Annotated in this window: 12 protein-coding genes; 9 read left to right on the top strand and 3 right to left on the bottom strand. The window is 71.7% G+C overall.

The window, feature by feature from the left end; genetic code table 11:
- Nucleotides 1-414 precede the first annotated feature (414 nt).
- The 9 genes from ACFFR3_RS07105 (at nucleotide 415) to ACFFR3_RS07065 (ending at nucleotide 14,580) form a co-directional block, all read left to right on the top strand.
- Nucleotides 415-1,887 (top strand): endo-1,4-beta-xylanase, encoded by a 1,473-nt coding sequence (locus ACFFR3_RS07105; RefSeq protein WP_364372224.1) that lies wholly within the window; start codon nucleotides 415-417, stop codon nucleotides 1,885-1,887.
- Nucleotides 1,888-2,206: 319 nt separating this feature from the next.
- Nucleotides 2,207-4,237: a family 43 glycosylhydrolase gene (locus tag ACFFR3_RS07100; RefSeq protein WP_345405410.1), complete on the top strand. Its 2,031-nt coding sequence runs from the start codon at nucleotides 2,207-2,209 to the stop codon at nucleotides 4,235-4,237.
- Nucleotides 4,238-4,268: 31 nt separating this feature from the next.
- Nucleotides 4,269-5,723, top strand: a complete 1,455-nt coding sequence (locus tag ACFFR3_RS07095; protein WP_379482795.1) for a non-reducing end alpha-L-arabinofuranosidase family hydrolase — start codon at nucleotides 4,269-4,271, stop codon at nucleotides 5,721-5,723.
- A 109-nt stretch (nucleotides 5,724-5,832) separates the two neighbouring features.
- Complete coding sequence (locus tag ACFFR3_RS07090; protein ID WP_379482794.1) at nucleotides 5,833-6,909, top strand: LacI family DNA-binding transcriptional regulator; 1,077 nt, start codon at nucleotides 5,833-5,835, stop codon at nucleotides 6,907-6,909.
- A gap of 68 nt (nucleotides 6,910-6,977) precedes the next feature.
- Complete coding sequence (locus tag ACFFR3_RS07085) at nucleotides 6,978-8,000, top strand: LacI family DNA-binding transcriptional regulator (protein ID WP_379482807.1); 1,023 nt, start codon at nucleotides 6,978-6,980, stop codon at nucleotides 7,998-8,000.
- Between the two features lie 62 nt (nucleotides 8,001-8,062).
- Nucleotides 8,063-9,073, top strand: a complete 1,011-nt coding sequence (locus ACFFR3_RS07080) for a LacI family DNA-binding transcriptional regulator (RefSeq protein ID WP_364372212.1) — start codon at nucleotides 8,063-8,065, stop codon at nucleotides 9,071-9,073.
- A gap of 95 nt (nucleotides 9,074-9,168) precedes the next feature.
- Nucleotides 9,169-9,933, top strand: coding sequence for a hypothetical protein (locus ACFFR3_RS07075; RefSeq protein ID WP_345405395.1), 765 nt, complete (start codon nucleotides 9,169-9,171; stop codon nucleotides 9,931-9,933).
- A 100-nt stretch (nucleotides 9,934-10,033) separates the two neighbouring features.
- Entirely contained in the window at nucleotides 10,034-11,362 is a 1,329-nt protein-coding gene (locus ACFFR3_RS07070) for an SWIM zinc finger family protein (RefSeq protein ID WP_345405392.1), read from the top strand.
- On the top strand, nucleotides 11,359-14,580 hold the full coding sequence (locus ACFFR3_RS07065; protein WP_379482793.1) for a hypothetical protein: 3,222 nt from the start codon (nucleotides 11,359-11,361) through the stop codon (nucleotides 14,578-14,580). The genes ACFFR3_RS07070 and ACFFR3_RS07065 overlap by 4 nt, the downstream gene beginning before the upstream one ends.
- A 143-nt stretch (nucleotides 14,581-14,723) precedes the next feature.
- On the opposite strand, the gene ACFFR3_RS07060 is transcribed toward ACFFR3_RS07065, so the two are convergent.
- The 3 genes from ACFFR3_RS07060 to ACFFR3_RS07050 are packed head-to-tail and all read right to left on the bottom strand — an operon-like array spanning nucleotide 14,724 to nucleotide 17,753.
- Nucleotides 14,724-15,416, bottom strand: coding sequence for an aspartate/glutamate racemase family protein (locus ACFFR3_RS07060; protein ID WP_345405384.1), 693 nt, complete (start codon nucleotides 15,414-15,416; stop codon nucleotides 14,724-14,726).
- A gap of 13 nt (nucleotides 15,417-15,429) precedes the next feature.
- On the bottom strand, nucleotides 15,430-16,800 hold the full coding sequence (locus tag ACFFR3_RS07055) for a UDP-N-acetylmuramoyl-tripeptide--D-alanyl-D-alanine ligase (RefSeq protein ID WP_379482792.1): 1,371 nt from the start codon (nucleotides 16,798-16,800) through the stop codon (nucleotides 15,430-15,432).
- Nucleotides 16,797-17,753 (bottom strand): D-alanine--D-alanine ligase family protein, encoded by a 957-nt coding sequence (locus tag ACFFR3_RS07050; protein ID WP_379482791.1) that lies wholly within the window; start codon nucleotides 17,751-17,753, stop codon nucleotides 16,797-16,799. The genes ACFFR3_RS07055 and ACFFR3_RS07050 overlap by 4 nt, the downstream gene beginning before the upstream one ends.
- Between the last annotated feature and the right edge of the window lie 75 nt (nucleotides 17,754-17,828).

The following is a 17,828-nucleotide window of genomic DNA, read 5'->3' as shown; positions in this document are numbered from 1 at the left end:
CCTCGGGCCTGTTCGGTGGTGGCGCACGGAGCAAATCCGAGCAGAAACGTTGTGTCAAGAGTCCCCGTGCGGCCATGGGCCGCGCCGCAGGCGCTCACCAGCCACGATCGGGATCCGCGCCGTGAAACTTTCATTCCCATCGGCGGGCTGCCGAAAGTTTCAAATACGCTGATCAGGTGTTCCGGGACGATGTCACGGACATCGCGAAGACGCCCTGACCGAAACTTTCACTAAATCCTTGACAACTTTCGGAGCGATTCCCAGACTGAGACCGCACGACGATCTCCCCTGTCAGGAACGGTGGTGTGCGGCAGGGGGCGCCGTCACGACCGCCGTGGTGCGCACCGCGGCGTCGCTGCCGCGGGTGTCCCCCGCTGGCTTCCTTCCCCCCGACACGTACATGGAGGCTCAGGCATGGGCGAGAACGCCATGTCCCCACCCACCTTCCCGCCCGCGCCCGGCAGGCGCAAGCGGGCGCTGATCGCCGGCGTGGTGAGCGCCATCGCCGGGATCGGCGTGATCGCGGCCATGACGGCGCCCTTACCCGCGCAGGCCGCCGAGAGCACGCTCGGCGCGGCGGCCGCGCAGACCGGCCGCTACTTCGGCACCGCCATAGCCCAGGGCAAGCTGGGCGACGGCCAGTACACCTCGATCGCCTCGCGCGAGTTCGACATGATCACCGCCGAGAACGAGATGAAGATCGACGCCACCGAGCCCAACCAGGGGCAGTTCAACTTCAGCGGCGGCGACCGGATCTACAACTGGGCCGTGCAGAACGGCAAGCGGGTCCGCGGCCACACCCTGGCCTGGCACAACCAGCAGCCGAACTGGATGCGGTCGATGGAGGGCGGCTCGCTGCGCCAGGCCATGATCAACCACATCAACGGCGTCATGAACCACTACAGGGGCAAGATCTACGCCTGGGACGTGGTCAACGAGGCCTTCGCCGACGGCAACTCCGGCGGCCGGCGCGACTCCAACCTGCAGCGCACCGGCAACGACTGGATCGAGGTGGCCTTCCGCACCGCCCGTGCCGCCGACCCGAGCGCCAAGCTCTGCTACAACGACTACAACATCGACAACTGGAACTGGGCCAAGACGCAGGGCGTCTACAACATGGTCAGGGACTTCAAGGCGCGTGGCGTGCCGATCGACTGCGTCGGCCTGCAGTCCCACTTCAACAGCAACAGCCCGTACAACAGCAACTACCGCACGACCATCTCGAGCTTCGCGGCGCTGGGTGTTGACGTGCAGATCACCGAGCTGGACATCCAGGGCGGCTCGGCCACCACGTACGCCAACGTCGTCAACGACTGCCTGGCCGTGTCGCGCTGCACCGGCATCACGGTCTGGGGCGTGCGCGACACCGACTCCTGGCTCGGCAGCGGCGCCCAGGCGCTGCTCTTCGACGGCAACGGCAACAAGAAGGCCGCCTATACCGCGGTCCTCAACGCGCTGAACGGCGGCGACACCGGGACGCCCGGCCCCGACCCGGAGGGTGAGGGGCAGATCAGGGGCGCCGGCTCGGGCCGCTGCGTGGACGTGCCGAACGCCTCGACCAGCGACGGCACCGCGGTCCAGCTCTGGGACTGCAACACCGGCACCAACCAGCAGTGGAGCCAGACCTCGTCCGGTGAGCTGCGCGTCTACGGCAACAAGTGTCTCGACGCCGGAGGCAGCGGCAACGGCGCCCGCATCCAGATCTACTCCTGCTGGGGCGGCGACAACCAGAAGTGGCGCGTGAACTCCGACGGCAGCATCACCGGCGTCCAGTCGAACCTCTGTCTCGACGCCGTCGGCCAGGGCACCGCCAACGGCACGGGGCTGCAGCTCTACACCTGCCACGGTGGCGCGAACCAGCGGTGGACCTACAACTCCGGGTCCTGACCGCGGCTTGAGCTCTCGTCCCGGTCCCGGACGGGCGGGTACCGGGACGAGACAGCCGCGCTCGTAACGTAACTCGATCAGCGCATGAAATTTTCATGACCTCGCTCCGCGCACAGCGGTCCTTCTGACGGCGTGAAACGCCAGGCAGGAGCGCCGCGCCCCGCCCGGCGGCGGGGCGTCCTTCGTTGACGTTCGTTGACGGCGGGCCGGACCGTCGGATGTACTCCCCGACAACGCACCCTGAGAAGGAGTGACATCTCATCATGCGGAGCGAAATGTTAGCGCTAACAGCCCGGTTGCGTACGTGCTGGAGGTCCCCGTGAGGCGTGCGCTCGCGATCCTCTCGGCCCTCACGCTCATCGGCGTGCTGCTGACGCCGACGACTGCTCAAGCGGCGACGGTCGACACCAACGCCTGGTACGTCCTGGTCAACCGCAACAGCGGCAAGGCGCTGGACGTCTACAACCTGGCCACCAACGACGGCGCCCGCATCACCCAGTGGAGCCGTAACAACCAGAACCAGCAGCAGTGGCAGTTCGTGGACTCGGGCAGCGGCTACTACCGGATCAAGTCCCGCCATTCCAGCAAGGTCCTCGACGTGTCCGGCTTCTCCACCGCCAACGGCGCGTCCGTCGTCCAGTGGAGCGACCACAACGGCACCAACCAGCAGTGGCGGCTGGCCGACAGCTCCGACGGCCACGTCCGCTTCATCAACCGCAACAGCAACAAGGCCCTCGAAGTGCAGAACGCGTCGACCGCGGACAACGCGAACATCGTGCAGTACGACGACTGGGGCGGCGCCAACCAGCAATGGCAGCTCGTCAAGGTCGACGGCACCGACCCCGGCAACCCCGGTGACACCTACGGCAACCCCGTCGTCTGGCAGGACTTCGCCGACGGCGACATCATCCGGGTCGGCGACGCCTACTACTACTCGGCCTCGACCATGCACTACTCCCCCGGCGCGCCGATCCTGCGCTCGTACAACCTGGTCGACTGGGAGTACGCCGGGCACTCGGTGCCGCGGCTCGACTTCGGCTCCGGCGCGTACGACCTGAGCGGCGGACGGGCGTACGTGAAGGGCATCTGGGCCTCGACGCTCAACTACCGGCCGAGCAACTCCACCTACTACTGGATGGGTTGCATCGAGTTCAACCGCACGTACGTCTACACCGCCTCCGCCGTGGACGGCACCTGGACCAAGCGCTCGCAGATCAACAACTGCTACTACGACGCGGGCCTGCTCATCGACACCGACGACACCATGTACGTCGCCTACGGCAACGGCACCATCAGCGTCGCCCAGCTCTCCGCCGACGGGCTGAGCCAGGTGCGGGCGCAGCAGGTGTTCCAGACGCCGAGCAGCGTCGGCACCCTCGAGGGCGCCCGCTTCTACAAGCGCAACGGCTACTACTACATCTGGCTGACCAGGCCCGCCAACGGCCAGTACGTGCTCCGTTCCACCTCCCCGTGGGGCCCGTACGAGATGCGCCAGGTCCTGCTCGACCTGCCCGGTCCCATCTCCGGCGGCGGCGTGCCGCACCAGGGCGGGCTCGTCCAGACGCAGAACGGCGACTGGTACTACATGTCCTTCGTCGACGCCTACCCCGGCGGCCGGGTCCCGGCGCTCGCGCCGATCACGTGGAGCGGCGACTGGCCGGTGCTGCAGACCGTCAACGGACGCTGGGGCGTGACGTACCCGAAGCCGAACATCCAGACGTCCAAGACCGTGGCGTCCATGATCGGCCCCGACACGTTCTCGTCGGGCAGCCTCGGCCACCGCTGGGAGTGGAACCACAACCCCGACACCAGCCGCTACTCCACCGGCAACGGCCTGCGGCTGCAGACCGCGACCGTCACGAACGACCTCTACAACGCCCGCAACACGCTGACCCACCGCATCCAGGGGCCGCAGTCCACGGCGACGATCGAGCTCGACTACGCGCAGATGGCCGACGGCGACCGCGCCGGCCTGGCGATGCTGCGCGACCAGTCGGCGTGGATCGGCGTCCGGCGCGACAACGGGGTCACCCGGGTCGCGATGACGGACGGGCTGACCATGAACAGTTCGTGGCAGACGACCGGCACCGGTACGGAGGCGGCGAGCGCTCCCGTCTCGGGCGGCCGGATCTGGTTGCGGGTCACCGCCGACGTCCGGCCGGGGTCGGGCCGGCAGGCGCGCTTCTCGTACAGCACGGACGGCAGCACGTACGTGAGCCTCGGCCGGGCGTTCACGCTGAACAACGCCTGGCAGTTCTTCATGGGCTACCGCTTCGGAATCTTCAACTACGCCACCAGGTCGCTCGGCGGCGCGGTGACCGTGCGCCGCTTCGACCTCACCGCACCCTGATCGAACCCCCCTCTCGAGAAAGGCATGCTTCGTGAATCGCAGACTCCTGGCCGTCCTCGCGGCGCTGGGCTCGTTATTGGCGGGCCTGCTCGTCGCCCTACCGGCCCGCGCGGCCACCGTGGACACCAACGCCTGGTACATCCTGGTCAACCGCAACAGCGGCAAGGCGCTGGACGTCTACAACCTGGCCACCAACGATGGCGCCCGCATCACCCAGTGGAGCCGTAACAACCAGAACCAGCAGCAGTGGCAGTTCGTCGACTCCGGCGGCGGCTACTACCGCATCAAGTCCCGCCATTCCGGCAAGGTGCTCGACGTCTACAACTTCTCCACCGCCAACGGCGCGTCCGTCGTCCAGTGGAGCGACCACAACGGCACCAACCAGCAGTGGCGGCTGGCCGACAGCTCCGACGGCCACGTCCGCTTCATCAACCGCAACAGCAACAAGGCCCTCGAAGTGCAGGGCGCTTCCACCGCCGACGGCGGCAACATCGTGCAGTACGACGACTGGGGCGGCGCCAACCAGCAGTGGCAGCTCGTCAAGGTGGACGGCGGCACCGACCCCGGCAACCCCGGACAGTGCGACCTGCCGTCGAGCTACCGCTGGACCTCGACGGGGCCGCTGGCGCAGCCGCGGTCGGGCTGGGTGTCGCTCAAGGACTTCACCGTCGCCCCCTACAACGGCCGGCACCTGGTCTACGCGACCACGCACGACACCGGCACGCGCTGGGGGTCGATGAACTTCAGCCCGTTCACCAACTGGTCGGAGATGGGCTCGGCCAGCCAGAACGCCATGAACTCCGGCACCGTCGCGCCCACCCTGTTCTACTTCGCGCCGCGCAACATCTGGGTGCTGGCCTACCAGTGGGGCAGCTCGGCCTTCTCGTACCGGACCTCCACCGACCCCACCAACCCGAACGGCTGGTCGGGCGAGCAGCCGCTGTTCACCGGCAGCATCTCCGGCTCCGGCACCGGCCCGATCGACCAGACGCTCATCGGTGACGGCTCGAACATGTACCTGTTCTTCGCCGGGGACAACGGCCGGATCTACCGGGCGAGCATGCCCATCGGGAACTTCCCCGGCAACTTCGGCTCGTCCTCGACGATCATCATGAGCGACTCGACGAACAACCTGTTCGAGGGCGTGCAGGTCTACAAGCTGCAGGGCCAGAACAAGTACCTGATGCTGGTCGAGGCGATCGGCTCGCAGGGACGCTACTTCCGTTCGTTCACGGCGACCAGCCTGAACGGCACGTGGACGCCGCAGGCGGCGAGCGAGGGCAACCCGTTCGCCGGCAAGGCCAACAGCGGCGCGACGTGGACCAACGACATCAGCCACGGCGAGCTGGTCAGGGCGAGCGCGGACCAGACGTTCACCGTGGACCCCTGCAACCTGCAGCTCCTCTACCAGGGCCGCAGCCCGAACAGCGGCGGCGACTACGGCCTCCTCCCCTACCGCCCCGGCCTGCTCACCTTGCAGCGCTGAGGCCGTGAATCCAGGCCGGGGCCGCCCAGCGGCCCCGGCCTCCCGCTGTCATCGATGCCGCCGAAAACTAAGGTCGGAAGTCCCGAAAACTGCTGGCTAGACTTTCGGCATGAGCATGGTCGCAGGGCCGCCCGACGACGGCGCCACGCAGTCACGGCCGCTGACCATCGCGCAGCTCGCCGAGCTGGCCCAAGTCTCCACGGCCACCGTCTCGAAGGTCGTCAACGGCCGTACGGAGGTCAGGCCGGAGACCCGCGCGCTCATCGAGCGGCTCATCCACGAGCACGGCTACCGGCCGCAACGGCGCCGCGCCCCCTTCGCGCCCCTGGTGGAGCTGGCCTTCGACACGCTCGACGGCGAGGCGCCCGCCGAGGTCGCGGCAGGCGCCGAACGGGTGACGCGCGAGCACGGCATGGCCGTGACGCTGTCGCGGCTGCGCTACGGCGACGACCGGGGCAGAGACTGGATCGAGGGGGTGCTCAGCCGCCGTCCCACGGGCGTGATCTCGGTGTTCTGCAGCCTCACCGGCACCGAACGCGAGCAGCTCGCCACCCGCGGCATCCCGCTCGTCCTGCTCGATCCGCGAGACGAGCAGCCGGCCGAGGTCGCCTCGGTGGGCGCGAGCGACTGGAGCGGCGGCCTCACGGCCACCCGCCACCTGCTCTCACTCGGTCACCGCCGCATCGCCGCCGTCGCGGGCCCCGCCGACGCCCTGGCCGCCCGTGCCCGCCTCGACGGCTACCGCACCGCGCTCGACATGGCCGGCCTGCCCGTCGACCCCGGGCTGATCGCCGGCCCAGGAGACGCCCCTGAGCGCCTCCTGCGGCTGCCGTCCCCACCGACGGCCATCCTCACCTGCGACGACGGCCAGGCCGCCGGGGTCTACCGCATCGTGCACCGGCTCGGCCTGCGCATCCCCGACGACGTCAGCGTGATCGGCTTCGACGCCCCGCTGGCCGGCCGGTGGATGGACCCGCCCCTCACCACGATCCGCCGCCCGCTCCCCGAGATGGCCGCGACCGCCGCCGACCTGGTCCTCGCCCTGGCCCGCGGCGATCGCCCGGTCCGGCACCGCGTCGAGCTGGGCACCGACCTCATCCTCCGAGGAAGCACCACACCTGCCGAACGTTACTGTCGAATCACCGAAAACAATCTTGACGCTCGTCGGCGGGGAGGCTTAGCCTGACGCCGCATGCTGCCGTACGCCGGAAGAGGGACAGATTGCGGCCACCCGCCGAGCGCCACCTCCCGATCATGGCCGACGTGGCCAAGCTGGCGGGCGTCTCCCAGCAGACCGTCTCCCGCGTGCTGAACAAGCACCCGAGAGTGCGCGAGGCGACGCGGGCGCGCGTCCTGCACGCCATCGGCATCCTCGGCTACCGCCGAAACCTGGCCGCGCGAGCGCTGGTCACCAGACGCTCCCACCGGCTCGGCGTCATCGGCTTCAACACCACCCTGTACGGCCCCGCCAGAACCGTCCACGGCATCGAACAAGCGGCCAGAGAAGCCGGCTACTTCGTCAGCGTCCTGAGCCTGCGCACCATCAACGCCCCCACCGCCATCAGCAGCCTGGTGGAGCAGGGCGTGGACGAGGCCATCGGTCACCTGGTCGAGCAGGGCGTCGACGGTGTCGTGGTGGTCGCGCCGCAGCACGCCGCCGCGCGAGCCCTGGCCGGTCTGCCTGCCGGCCTGCCCGCCGTGGCGATCGAGTACCCGCACCACGGCCACGTGCCCGTGGTCCGCGTGGACCAGGCCGAAGGCGCGCGGCAGGCGACCGCTCTCCTCCTCGCGCTGGGCCACGAGACCGTCTGGCACGTCAGCGGCCCGGACGGCTGGCTGGAGTCCGAGGGACGACGCGAGGGATGGCGAGCCGCCCTGTCGGCGGCGGGACGCGAGATCCCCGAGCCGCTGACGGGCGACTGGACGCCCAGATCCGGATACGTGGCCGGCGGAGAGCTGGCCCGCGTCCCCGGCCTGAGCGCGGTGTTCGTGGCGAACGACCAGATGGCGCTCGGCCTGCTGCGGGCGTTCAGCGAGGCGGGGATCAGGGTGCCCGAGCAGGTGTCCGTGGTGGGGTTCGACGACGTCCCCGAGTCCGCGTACTTCACCCCCGCCCTCACCACCGTCCGGCAGGACTTCGGTCAGGTCGGCAGGCTGAGCATCGAGCTGCTGCTCGGGCGGATGGACGCGGCTCGGCCGGCCGCTCACGAGGTGCTGGTCGTCCCGCCCCAGCTCATAGCCCGCGACAGCACCGCCAGGGCGCGGAACGTACGCTGAAGGCCTGATCTTGGCGGGCCGGGACCGCCCTGGTTCGGGCTTCGCCTGGCTAGACTGCGGCCATGACCACGGAGTCGTCTCCACTCACCATCGCCCAGCTCGCCGAGCTGGCCGGCGTCTCCACCGCGACGGTCTCCAAGGTCGTCAACGGCCGTTCAGAGGTGTCCTCCGAGACCCGCGCCGCCGTCGAAGAGCTCATCCGCCGCCACGGCTACCGCCGCCAGCGCCGCCGCTCCACCCCCACGGCCCTGGTCGAGCTGGTCTTCCACGCCCTCGAGGGCGACTACCCCGTCGAGATCACCAAGGGCGTGGCGCAGGTCGCCCGCAAGCACGAGCTGACGGTGGCGGTCTCCGACGTCCACCGTGACAGCGCCGAGGGCGACGCCTGGCTGGAGGGCGTGCTGCGGCGGCGGCCGAGCGGCGTGATCGCGGTGTTCTCCGGCCTCACCCTGGCCCAGCACGACCTGCTGGCCCGCCGCGAGATCCCGCTCGTCCTGCTCGACCCCGCCGACACCCCCGGCGGCGACGTCCCGTCCGTCGGCGCGGGCAACTGGCACGGCGGCCTGACCGCCACCCGCCACCTCCTCGACCTCGGCCACCGCCGCATCGCCATCATCACCGGGCCCGACTCCGCCCTGTCCAGCCGCGCCCGCCTCGACGGCTACCGCACCGCCCTCGACATGGCCGGCCTGCCCGTCGACCCCGAGCTGATCGGCCGCGGCGACTTCCTCATCCAGGGCGGCCTGACCGAGGCCCTGCGCATGCTGCGCCTGCCCGACCGCCCCACGGCCGTCTTCGCCACCAACGACGGCCAGGCCATCGGCGTCTACCACGCCGCCCACCAGCTCGGCCTGCGCATCCCCGACGACCTGAGCGTCATCGGCTTCGACGACCTGCCCTCCGTCCGCTGGGCCATCCCGCCGTTGACCACGATCCGCCAGCCGCTGGCCGACATGGCCGCCGCCGCGACGTCCATGCTCCTGACCCTGGCCCAAGGCGAACAACTGGCGCAAACCCGCGTCGAACTGGCCACCGAACTCATCATCCGCGCCAGCACCGCCCCACCCGCCTGACCCGGCCCCGCGGAATGCGCCGGCGACGAGGCGGCTCCAGAGCGCATGCACATTTCCCGCACTGCCGGTGAGACCGCTCATGAGAAAGTGGAAAAGTGACCACGCCACCCACCAGTGATGAGGACGCCGAGGACCTTCAAGCGGTTCACGACCTATTGGGCGCTCAGGATGCCGGGAAAGACGCGCGGACTCTCCTGGGCGAGCAGTACGCCGCCATAAAGCACAAGGACCCCGATCCTCACCTGGACATCGACTATGTTCTGATCTCCATGGCGCTGCAGTGGGGCGCTGAGGCGGCCATCGCAGGGGTGATGGGAAACGCCATCTACGATGGCGCCAAGAGCGCCGTGCGCGCATTCGTGCGCAGGCGTCGCGGGGACCGCGACACGGGCCTCGATGCGGACGAAGCCAGAGCGTTCGCACTTTATGTACTGGCTTATCTGGTCGTATCCAAGAAGGCGGACTCGTCCATGTGGCGCGACTCGCCGCCTCAGCCGATCTCCATCGAGCGAGAGAACGGCCACTGGATCTGCCGCTTCGAAAAGCAGTCATTGACACGGCATCGGGAGAAGAAACGCCTGGCGCGGGACCGGATGCACGAAGCCATGTGGATCGAGGCGATCGAGCTCAGAGTCGCCGCGGCCCATCCGAGCATTCCCGACTCCCACTACAGAAGAAGCACAGAGTTGCGATTGGCGACGTCCGCGGAGGCGAGACTGGCCAAAGAGCGCCTTCTCGCGTCGACCTTCAGCACCCGGATAGACGAGCACGGTCTGGGGAGACGCCAGGAGACGGAGTGGAAGCAGGTGGGTGCCCCGATGCCGCCGCTTGCCGACCAGGGCGGTGGATGCGGGATCTAGTCAAGCCCCGAGCGGGCCGCCGGCGTTGATCGGGCAGCGTCCGAGATCGGCCTCGGGGCCCCGGTGGAATCTGTCGGTGGGGCGATCTATCGTCCCCGCCATGACTGCAGCGACGCAGGCGTACACGTACGCCGCGCCTTCCTCCCTTGTCGACGGTCGCCTCGGGCTGGCGACCTCCGGTGGCAGGGCCCTGTCCGGGCCCGCCCTCGCTCCGCGCTTCTTCAGTGGCGTGGTCACTCAGGCGGCTCCGGCCGCCGCGGCGCTGCTCGGCGTCGCCGATGTGGCGCTCGCCCGCTACCACCAGCCGCAGTCGCGGCCCGGCTGGGTACGCGACCCGGTCGTCACGTGCAACGGCGACCGGCTGCGCTTCGAGTCGTTCTCGGCCTGCGGCGGCGTCTACGCCCGGCTCGACCTGCTGGGCGGCGCGCTCGACGGCGAGGTGTTCGACCGGGGCACCACCAACGTCGACGTGAACGCGCCCCTGCGCGAGGCGCTGGCCCGCATCGGCGCGCGCGACCCGCTGCACCTCGGGGTGGGGCTCGACGAGCTGGTGGTGACCACGGGCGACGGCGCGGTGGTGGAGAAGAAGGTGCCGCTGCCCGAGCGCTGGCTGCGCGGCTTCGCCGAGGTGCAGGTGATCGCCTCGGGCATGGACCAGCGGGGCGAGCTGGCGGGCATGGCGGCGGTGCGGTTCCTGCGCGGGCTGCCCAAGCGCGGCACGCTGTGGGTGACGCAGGCGGGGCGCGAGCTGAAGGCGTCGGAGCGGCAGACGCCGGGGTCCGTACGCCTGGCCGGCCCCAACCGGCTCGCCACCCTGCTGCCGCTGCTGCGCTTCGCCAAGACCCTGCGCGTCTACGGCGCCGCCGACGCCGCGTCCAGCGCCTGGGAGCTGGAGCTGCCCGGCATGCGCTACACGCTGACCCTCTCCCCCGAGGGCTGGCGCGGCTTCTCCGGCGAGGGCGCGGTGCTCCACGACCTCGCCACCGACGAGGCCGAGAACGACGCCGACGTGGTGGGCATGCTGCTCAACTTCGAGCCCGAGGTCGAGATCGGCCTGCTGGCCGACCGGGCGGGCATCCCGGCCGACCGCGTACGCGCCGCGCTGACGCAGCTCGGCGTCGCCGGCCGGGTCGGCTACGACCTGGCGGAGGCCGCGCACTTCCACCGCGAGCTGCCGTACGACAAGGACAACGTGCTGCTGCTCAACCCGCGCCTGGCCAAGGCGCGCAGGCTGGCCGAGGCGGGCGCGGTGCGGCTGGAGGGCGAGCTGGCGACCGTGCGCACCTCGGGCGGCGAGCGGCGGGTGTCGCTGACGGACGGGTCGTGTACGTGCGAGTGGTGGTGGGACCATCGCGGCTCCCGTGGGCCGTGCAAGCACGTGCTGGCCGCCAGGATCGTCGCCCGCGCCGCCGTGGAGGTCTCCCGATGAGTCTCTGGACGGAGATCCGTACGCTGATCAGCGAGAAGCGGACCGCCCGGCTGGCGGACCGCCTGGTCGCGCTCACCGACGAGGAGCGCGCGGAGCTGGCGGGCCGGTTGCCCGGCCTGGTCAAGGAGCTGCGCGAGGCGTTGACGGAGAAGCTGCGCGCCGAACACCACGAGAGCCACGTGGACATGATCTCCTGGCAGGTCGCCGACGGGATCAGGATGGTGGCCGGTGGGCTGCTGCTGGCCGGGGTGGGGGTCATCGGCGGGCCCGCGGCGACGGTGTCGTGGGTGACCAGCCGCGACGTCAACCGCCGCTGGGCCCGCGACATCGACGTCGCCCAGGTGTGCCGGGTGGCCGCCGCGCGTTCGCCGGAGTGGCGTCGCGACGTCGCGGCCCGGCTGGCCCTGCGGGTGCGCCGTCCGGCCGATCGCATCGCGCCGCTGGCCGTGGCGCTGCTGCGCGCGTCCGGCGTCACGCCGCCCGACCACGACCCGCTGGTGGCCGCCTGGCTGGCCGCGCCGAGCGTGCCCAATGATCCCCTGCTGCCGGTGCTGCTGCCCCGGATCTTCACCGCCGACGGCGCGGGCCGCGTCCTGCGTGAGGAACGCCTGGATCCCCGCCCGACCCACTGGCTGGCCACCGCCGCGCGCGGGCTGCCGCGGCAGGAGGCGCTCGACGGGTGCGTGAGCCGCTTCCTGCGCGGCGGCGACGTCCAGGATCTGCGGTTCTTCGTCCGGCTGCACACACTGCTCGAACCGACGCCCGCCGAGTCCGCCGCCCGCCTGCGCGACTACCTGCGGCTGCTGCCGTCGGCGCCCGGCACGGTCGCCGAGCTGGCGGCCGGGCAGGTGCGCGCGGCGCCGCCGCTCGGCCACGCCGACCTGGTCGAGGCGGTGGAGGCGCTCACGTTCAGGGCGGAGGCCAAGCTCGCGGTCATGGGCCTGCGCTGGCTCGACGAGGGGCTGCGGGCCACACCCGACGCGGCCGGTGACTTCGTTCCGGCGCTGACGACCGCGTACGCGCACACGTCCTTCGAGGTGCGCAACCGCGCGGTGGAGCTGACGCTCAAGCATGCCGGGCTGTTAGCCGATCACGCCGAGGCCGTCGGCGACGGCTTCGAGCACCTGCCCGCCGACCAGCGGGCGCGGCTGGTCGCGCGGTTCGGCGGGGAGGTCCCGGTCGAGGAGCAGGAGCGCAAGGTGTTCCCGCCGCTGCCCGCGCCGCGTCAGGCGGAGCCGTTCCCCGCGCCGTCGATCCATCCGGACGCCGGCGAGTTCTGGGTGCGCAGGGAGTGTTGGCTCGCGGCCTTCGTCGCCGGGGTCGCCGACGACCGGGCCCGCCTCAGCGGCGAGCTCAAGCCGGAGGTCGAGCGCCGGCACTGGCATCCCAGGAAGGTGCTCGACGAGCCCGACCGCTGGCAGCTGGCGCTGGCGCGCGAGCTGGTGAGTCCCGGCAGCCTGCCGGAGGTGCCGCCGGTCCAGCCGCGGAAGGCCTGGGACAACTCCAGCCATTCCGTACGGGTACGCGCCATCCCGCGCGGCGAGGAGCCCCCGCCGGAGCCGCGTCGCCGGGCCAGAGGGTTCGCGGTGTTCGGCGGTTACCGTCCTGGCCGCTACCTTGACGACGACAGCCCGCTGCGCGTCATCGACATCACCTGGACCAGTGACGAGGGTCCGGGCGCCGCGGTGGCCCGCGAGCACGGCAAGGAGGTCGCCTTCAGCGGCGGCCGGGTCCACCTCGACTCCCCCGCTGGCCACCGGCAGCCGGAAGAGGAGGCTAGGTGGGACGTCCTCACCGGCCCGGCCCCCGCGGACGACGACGTGTTCTCCGGGCCGCCTGATCACCGCCACGCCTTACGGTCGCGGCCCGGCGTCCGCTACGACGCCTCCGATGAGGCCATGCCGTCCCACGTCCTCGAAGACGTCTACGAGCGCATGGCCGAGCTGGGCGTCGCCCCTGACAGGATCGCGGCGATGCGCGCCGGGCAGCCGGTGCCCGTGCCGGCCCCGGACGAGCCGCTGGTCGAGGTGACCGTCTCCTACATGCCGGCCCGGCTGCGGTCGTTCATGCCGGAGGAGCTGCCCGAGCCGGAGGAGTGGCGTCGGGTCAACCGGCTGCCGCGTGGCGGCTCGGTCGCCCCGCTGCACGACTTCCTGCTGCACCGCTACGCCGAGCTGGCCGCGGCCCTGCGCGCCGACGCCTTGCCGCCGGTGCTGCTGGCCACGCCGACCTCGACGAGCGGTCACCTCGACCCCGGCGTGCTGGTCGATCGGCTGGCGGTCTGCGCCGCCGCCGGGGTGGAGCCGCTGCCCGCCGACCTGGCCCAGGCGCTGCTGCGGCTGCCGCGCGGGCAGCACCCCGCGGCGGCCGCGCGGGCGGCTGAGCTCGGCTCGGAGGCGGCGGGCTCGGCCGCCCGGTGGCTCGCCGAGGGCGGCATGGCCGACCCCGAGTGCGGGCCGGTGTGGCAGCACATGGTCGGCGCGTCCATGGTGGACTTCGGCGACAGCGAGCCCGAGCATTTCACCGAGGTCAAGCTGCGGCCCGTGGTGCGGGTGACGGCGCCCAGCGGCCATCGGATGATCGACGAGGTGCTGCTGCGGGAGCCGGACTACTGGCGGCGGGACGACTTGCGCGGCCAGCTTCCCGCCTGGGCGGCGATGGTGCCCTCGCACCCCGAGATCGTGGCCGTCAGCGCCCTGCCCGCCCTGCTCCACGACTACTGGGGTGCGGGGCTGTTCCCCGCCGACGTCGCCGCTCTGGAGCTCTCGGACGGTCCCTTCGGCGAGGCCACGGGGGTGATCATCGCGTTCATGCTGGGCGGTGAGCTGCACGGCACGCTGCCTCTGGTCCTCTGCCTGGCCGCGCGGGGCACGCTGCCGTGCGAGGCGATCGGCCGGCAGCTCGCGCTGGTGCTGCGCCGCACCTGGCAGGAGACCAAGGCGGCCATCGCGGCGCTGACCGAGCTGGCCGAGGCCGGCGGTCACCACGAAGTGTGGCGCATCCTGCGGGGCCTGCTCCCCGAGCTGGTTCCCGGTGCGGGGACGGATCGGCGCATCACCGTCACCCACACCACCTGGGTCGCCTTCGCCGCCGAGGTGGCCGCGTGGACGGACGCCCGCGGTGAGATCCCGGTGATCGCCGGCCATGCCGGCACCCGCAGGAAGTCGCGCTTCGCCCACGAATGCCGCAACCTGCACGCCCTCCTCACCGCCCCCTGACCGCCCCAGGGCGCCCGCGCTCACGCGTGGCGCCCTGAGGTCAGCCCCGTCAGGAAGGGAAGGCGGCGCCCTGGGGCCGGCCCATCGAGGCGAAGGCGGCGACGGCCGGGGCCATCCCGCCAGGGCCAAGGCGGCCCCCGGCGTCAGCCCGACAGGGCGAAGGTGGCGGCGGCTTCGGCGTGGAGGCGGGCGGTGGGGAGCAGCGGGACGGTGGTGTCCTTCTCGGTGATCAGGAGCTCGATCTCCGTGCAGCCGAGGATGACGCCCTCGGCCCCGGCGGCGGCGAGCCCGTCGATGATCTCGGCGTAGGCGTCCCTGGACGCCTCGCGGATCACGCCGCGCACCAGCTCACCGAAGATCACGTCGTGCACCAGGTCCCGCTGCTCGCGCGGCGGGACGATCACCTCGAAGCCGTGGGAGACCAGCCGGTCACGGTAGAAGCGCTGCTCCATGGTGAAGCGGGTGCCGAGCAGGCCGACCTTGCGCATCCCCCGGGAGCGGACCTCGGCGCCCACGGCGTCGGCGATGTGCAGCACGGGCACGCCGGTGGCCCGCGCCACGTCGTCGCTGACCTTGCTGAAGGTGTTGCTGCAGACGAGCAGCACGCCGGCGCCGAGGTCCTCCAGCTTGCGGCCGGCGTCGGCCAGCAGGGCGCTCACCTCGTCCCAGCGGCCGGCGAAGATGAGGTCCTCGACGGTGGTGTAGTCGACGGACCAGATGAGGCTGTCGGCCGAGTGGCTGCCGCCGAGCCGCTCGCGTACCCGCTGGTTGATGATCTGGTAGTAGATGGCGGTCGATTCCCAGCTCAGCCCGCCGATGAGGCCGATCGCGCGCATGTGCGTTCTCCGTTCAGTGGGTGAGGGCGCGGGCGCAGGCGCCGAGCCCGATCTCGCTGGACGCCTTGACGAACACCACGTCCCCCGGCCGCAGCAGCTCAGTGGCCAGGGCGGCGGCCTCGGCGGGGTCGGCGACGGTGTGGACGTGCACGCCGCGGGATGCCGCGGCCTCCGCCATGGCGTGCGGGTCGCCCGCGCCGACCGCGATCAGCACGTCGAAGCCGAGCAGCGCGACGAGCGCGCCCACGTCGGCGTGCCGGGCGCGGGAGGCGTCCGCCTGCTGCCCCATGGCGCCGAGCACGGCGACGGTACGGCGGTCGCCGGCCAGGGCCCGGACCGCCCGCAGCCCGGCCCGCATGGACTCGGGGTTGGCGTTGTAGGCGTCGTCCACGACGGTGACACCGTCGGGCCGTTCGACGATCTCCAGCCGGCCGGCCGAGCGGCGGCGGGCGGCGGTCAGGCCGTCGGCGATCTCGGCGGCGTCCAGGCCGAGCGCGGTGGCGACGGCGGCGGCCGCCAGGGCGTTGGCGACCTGGTGCGCGCCGATGAGGTCCAGCTGGACCGGGGCCCGGCCGGTCGGGGTGATCAGGTCGAAAGCGGCACGTGCCCGCCCGTCCAGCCGCACGTGCTCGGCCCGCACCTCGGCCTGCGGCGCGCGCCCGTACAGCAGGATCGGCGCACGGGTACGACCCGCCATGCCCAGCACGTACGGATCGTCGGCGTTGAGCAGCGCGCACCCGTCGGCGGGCAGCGCCTCGACCAGCTCGCCCTTGGCCGCGGCCACGTCGGCGAGCCCGCCGCCCATGCGCTCCACGTGCGCGGCCCCGACGTTCAGCACCAGCCCGAGCCCGGGCGGCGCGATGCCGGTCAGATAGGTCAGATCGCCCTTCCTGCTCGCCCCCATCTCCAGCACCAGGTAGCGGGTGCCGGCGTCGGCGCGCAGCACGGTGAGCGGCAGCCCCAGCTCGTTGTTGAACGACCGGTCGGTGGCCACGGTCGGCCCGTGCCGTTCGAGCACCTGGGCCAGCAGGTCCTTGGTCGTGGTCTTGCCGACGGACCCGGTCAGGCCGATCACCGCCGGGCGGAGCCGCCGGAGCACGTGCCCGGCCAGCCGCCCGAGCGCGAGCTGGACGTCCCCGACGACCAGCGCGGGCACCCCGACGGGTCGCGCGGCGAGCACCGCGACGGCGCCGCCCGCGACGGCGGCACCGGCGAAGTCGTGCCCGTCCACGTGGGCGCCGGCCGTGGCGGCGAACAGCCCGCCCCGCCGCACCTCGCGGGAGTCCACCGCAGCGGGACCCGACACCACCGTCCCGGGGCGGGCCACGTCGTGCAGGCGCGCGCCGACGACCTCGGCGATCTCGCGCAGCGTCATGGGGATCACGCGCGGCTCCGCGCGAAGGCGAGGTCGATGAGGCGGCGCAGCATCTCCGGGTACGGGACACCGCTCGCCTCCCAGCACCTGGCGTACACGGACCGCGCGGTGAAGCCCGGCATCGTGTTGATCTCGCCGACGTACAGGCGGCCCGTCGCCTCCTCATAGAGGAAGTCGACCCGGGCCAGCCCGTAGCCGCCGATCGCGCGGTAGGCGCGCAGGGACAGCTCGCGCATGTCGCCCGCGATCCGGTCGGGCAGGACGGCGGGGATGGCGGCGATCTCGGACCGGCCGAGGTACTTGGCCTCGTAGTCGAGCCAGTCGCCGGGCACGAGCAGCTCGCCGGGCACCGAGACGTCCGGCTCGTCGTGGCCGCCGAGCACGCCGCACACGAACTCCCGCGCGCTCACGCCCTGCTCGACGACCACCACCCGGTCGTGGGTGAGCGCCAGCTCCACGCCGGCGCGCAGCTCGTCCACGGAGGTGACGCGGGAGATGCCGATGGAGGAGCCCATGTTGGCCGGTTTGACGTACATCGGCCAGTCGAGCGGCTTCACCAGCGCCCACGGGTCGGTGGTGGCGCGCCACTCGCGGGCGGAGAACCACACGGACGAGGTGACCGGCACCTCCTCCGCGACGAACGCGCGCCGCATCGCGACCTTGTCCATCGCGACGGCCGAGGCCAGCACGCCGCACCCCACGTACGGCAGGCCGAGCGCCTCCAGGTGCCCCTGGACGACGCCGTCCTCCCCGTACGGGCCGTGCAGCACGGGGAAGACCACGTCCACCACGTCGCGCCGCAGCTCCACCGGCCACCGGCCGCGCCGGTCGATGATGACCGGGACGGGCTCGTAAAGGTCGGCGGGCAAGGCGTCGAGCACGGCCTGAGCCGACTGCAGCGACACCTCGTGCTCGGCGGACGGCCCGCCTCCCAAGACGGCCACGCGTACGCGTTCTGTCACGATCCATCAGCCTTCCTGCAGTGATTCGGAGCCGGCCCGGGGGGCGGCTCCGAATCACTGTGGTGCGGCGATGTC

It is taken from the genome of Nonomuraea salmonea, assembly GCF_042428605.1.
GTDB classification, from domain to species: domain Bacteria; phylum Actinomycetota; class Actinomycetes; order Streptosporangiales; family Streptosporangiaceae; genus Nonomuraea; species Nonomuraea salmonea.
Note: the sequence above shows the minus strand (reverse complement) of the source record. Positions and strands in the feature narration are given on the sequence as shown.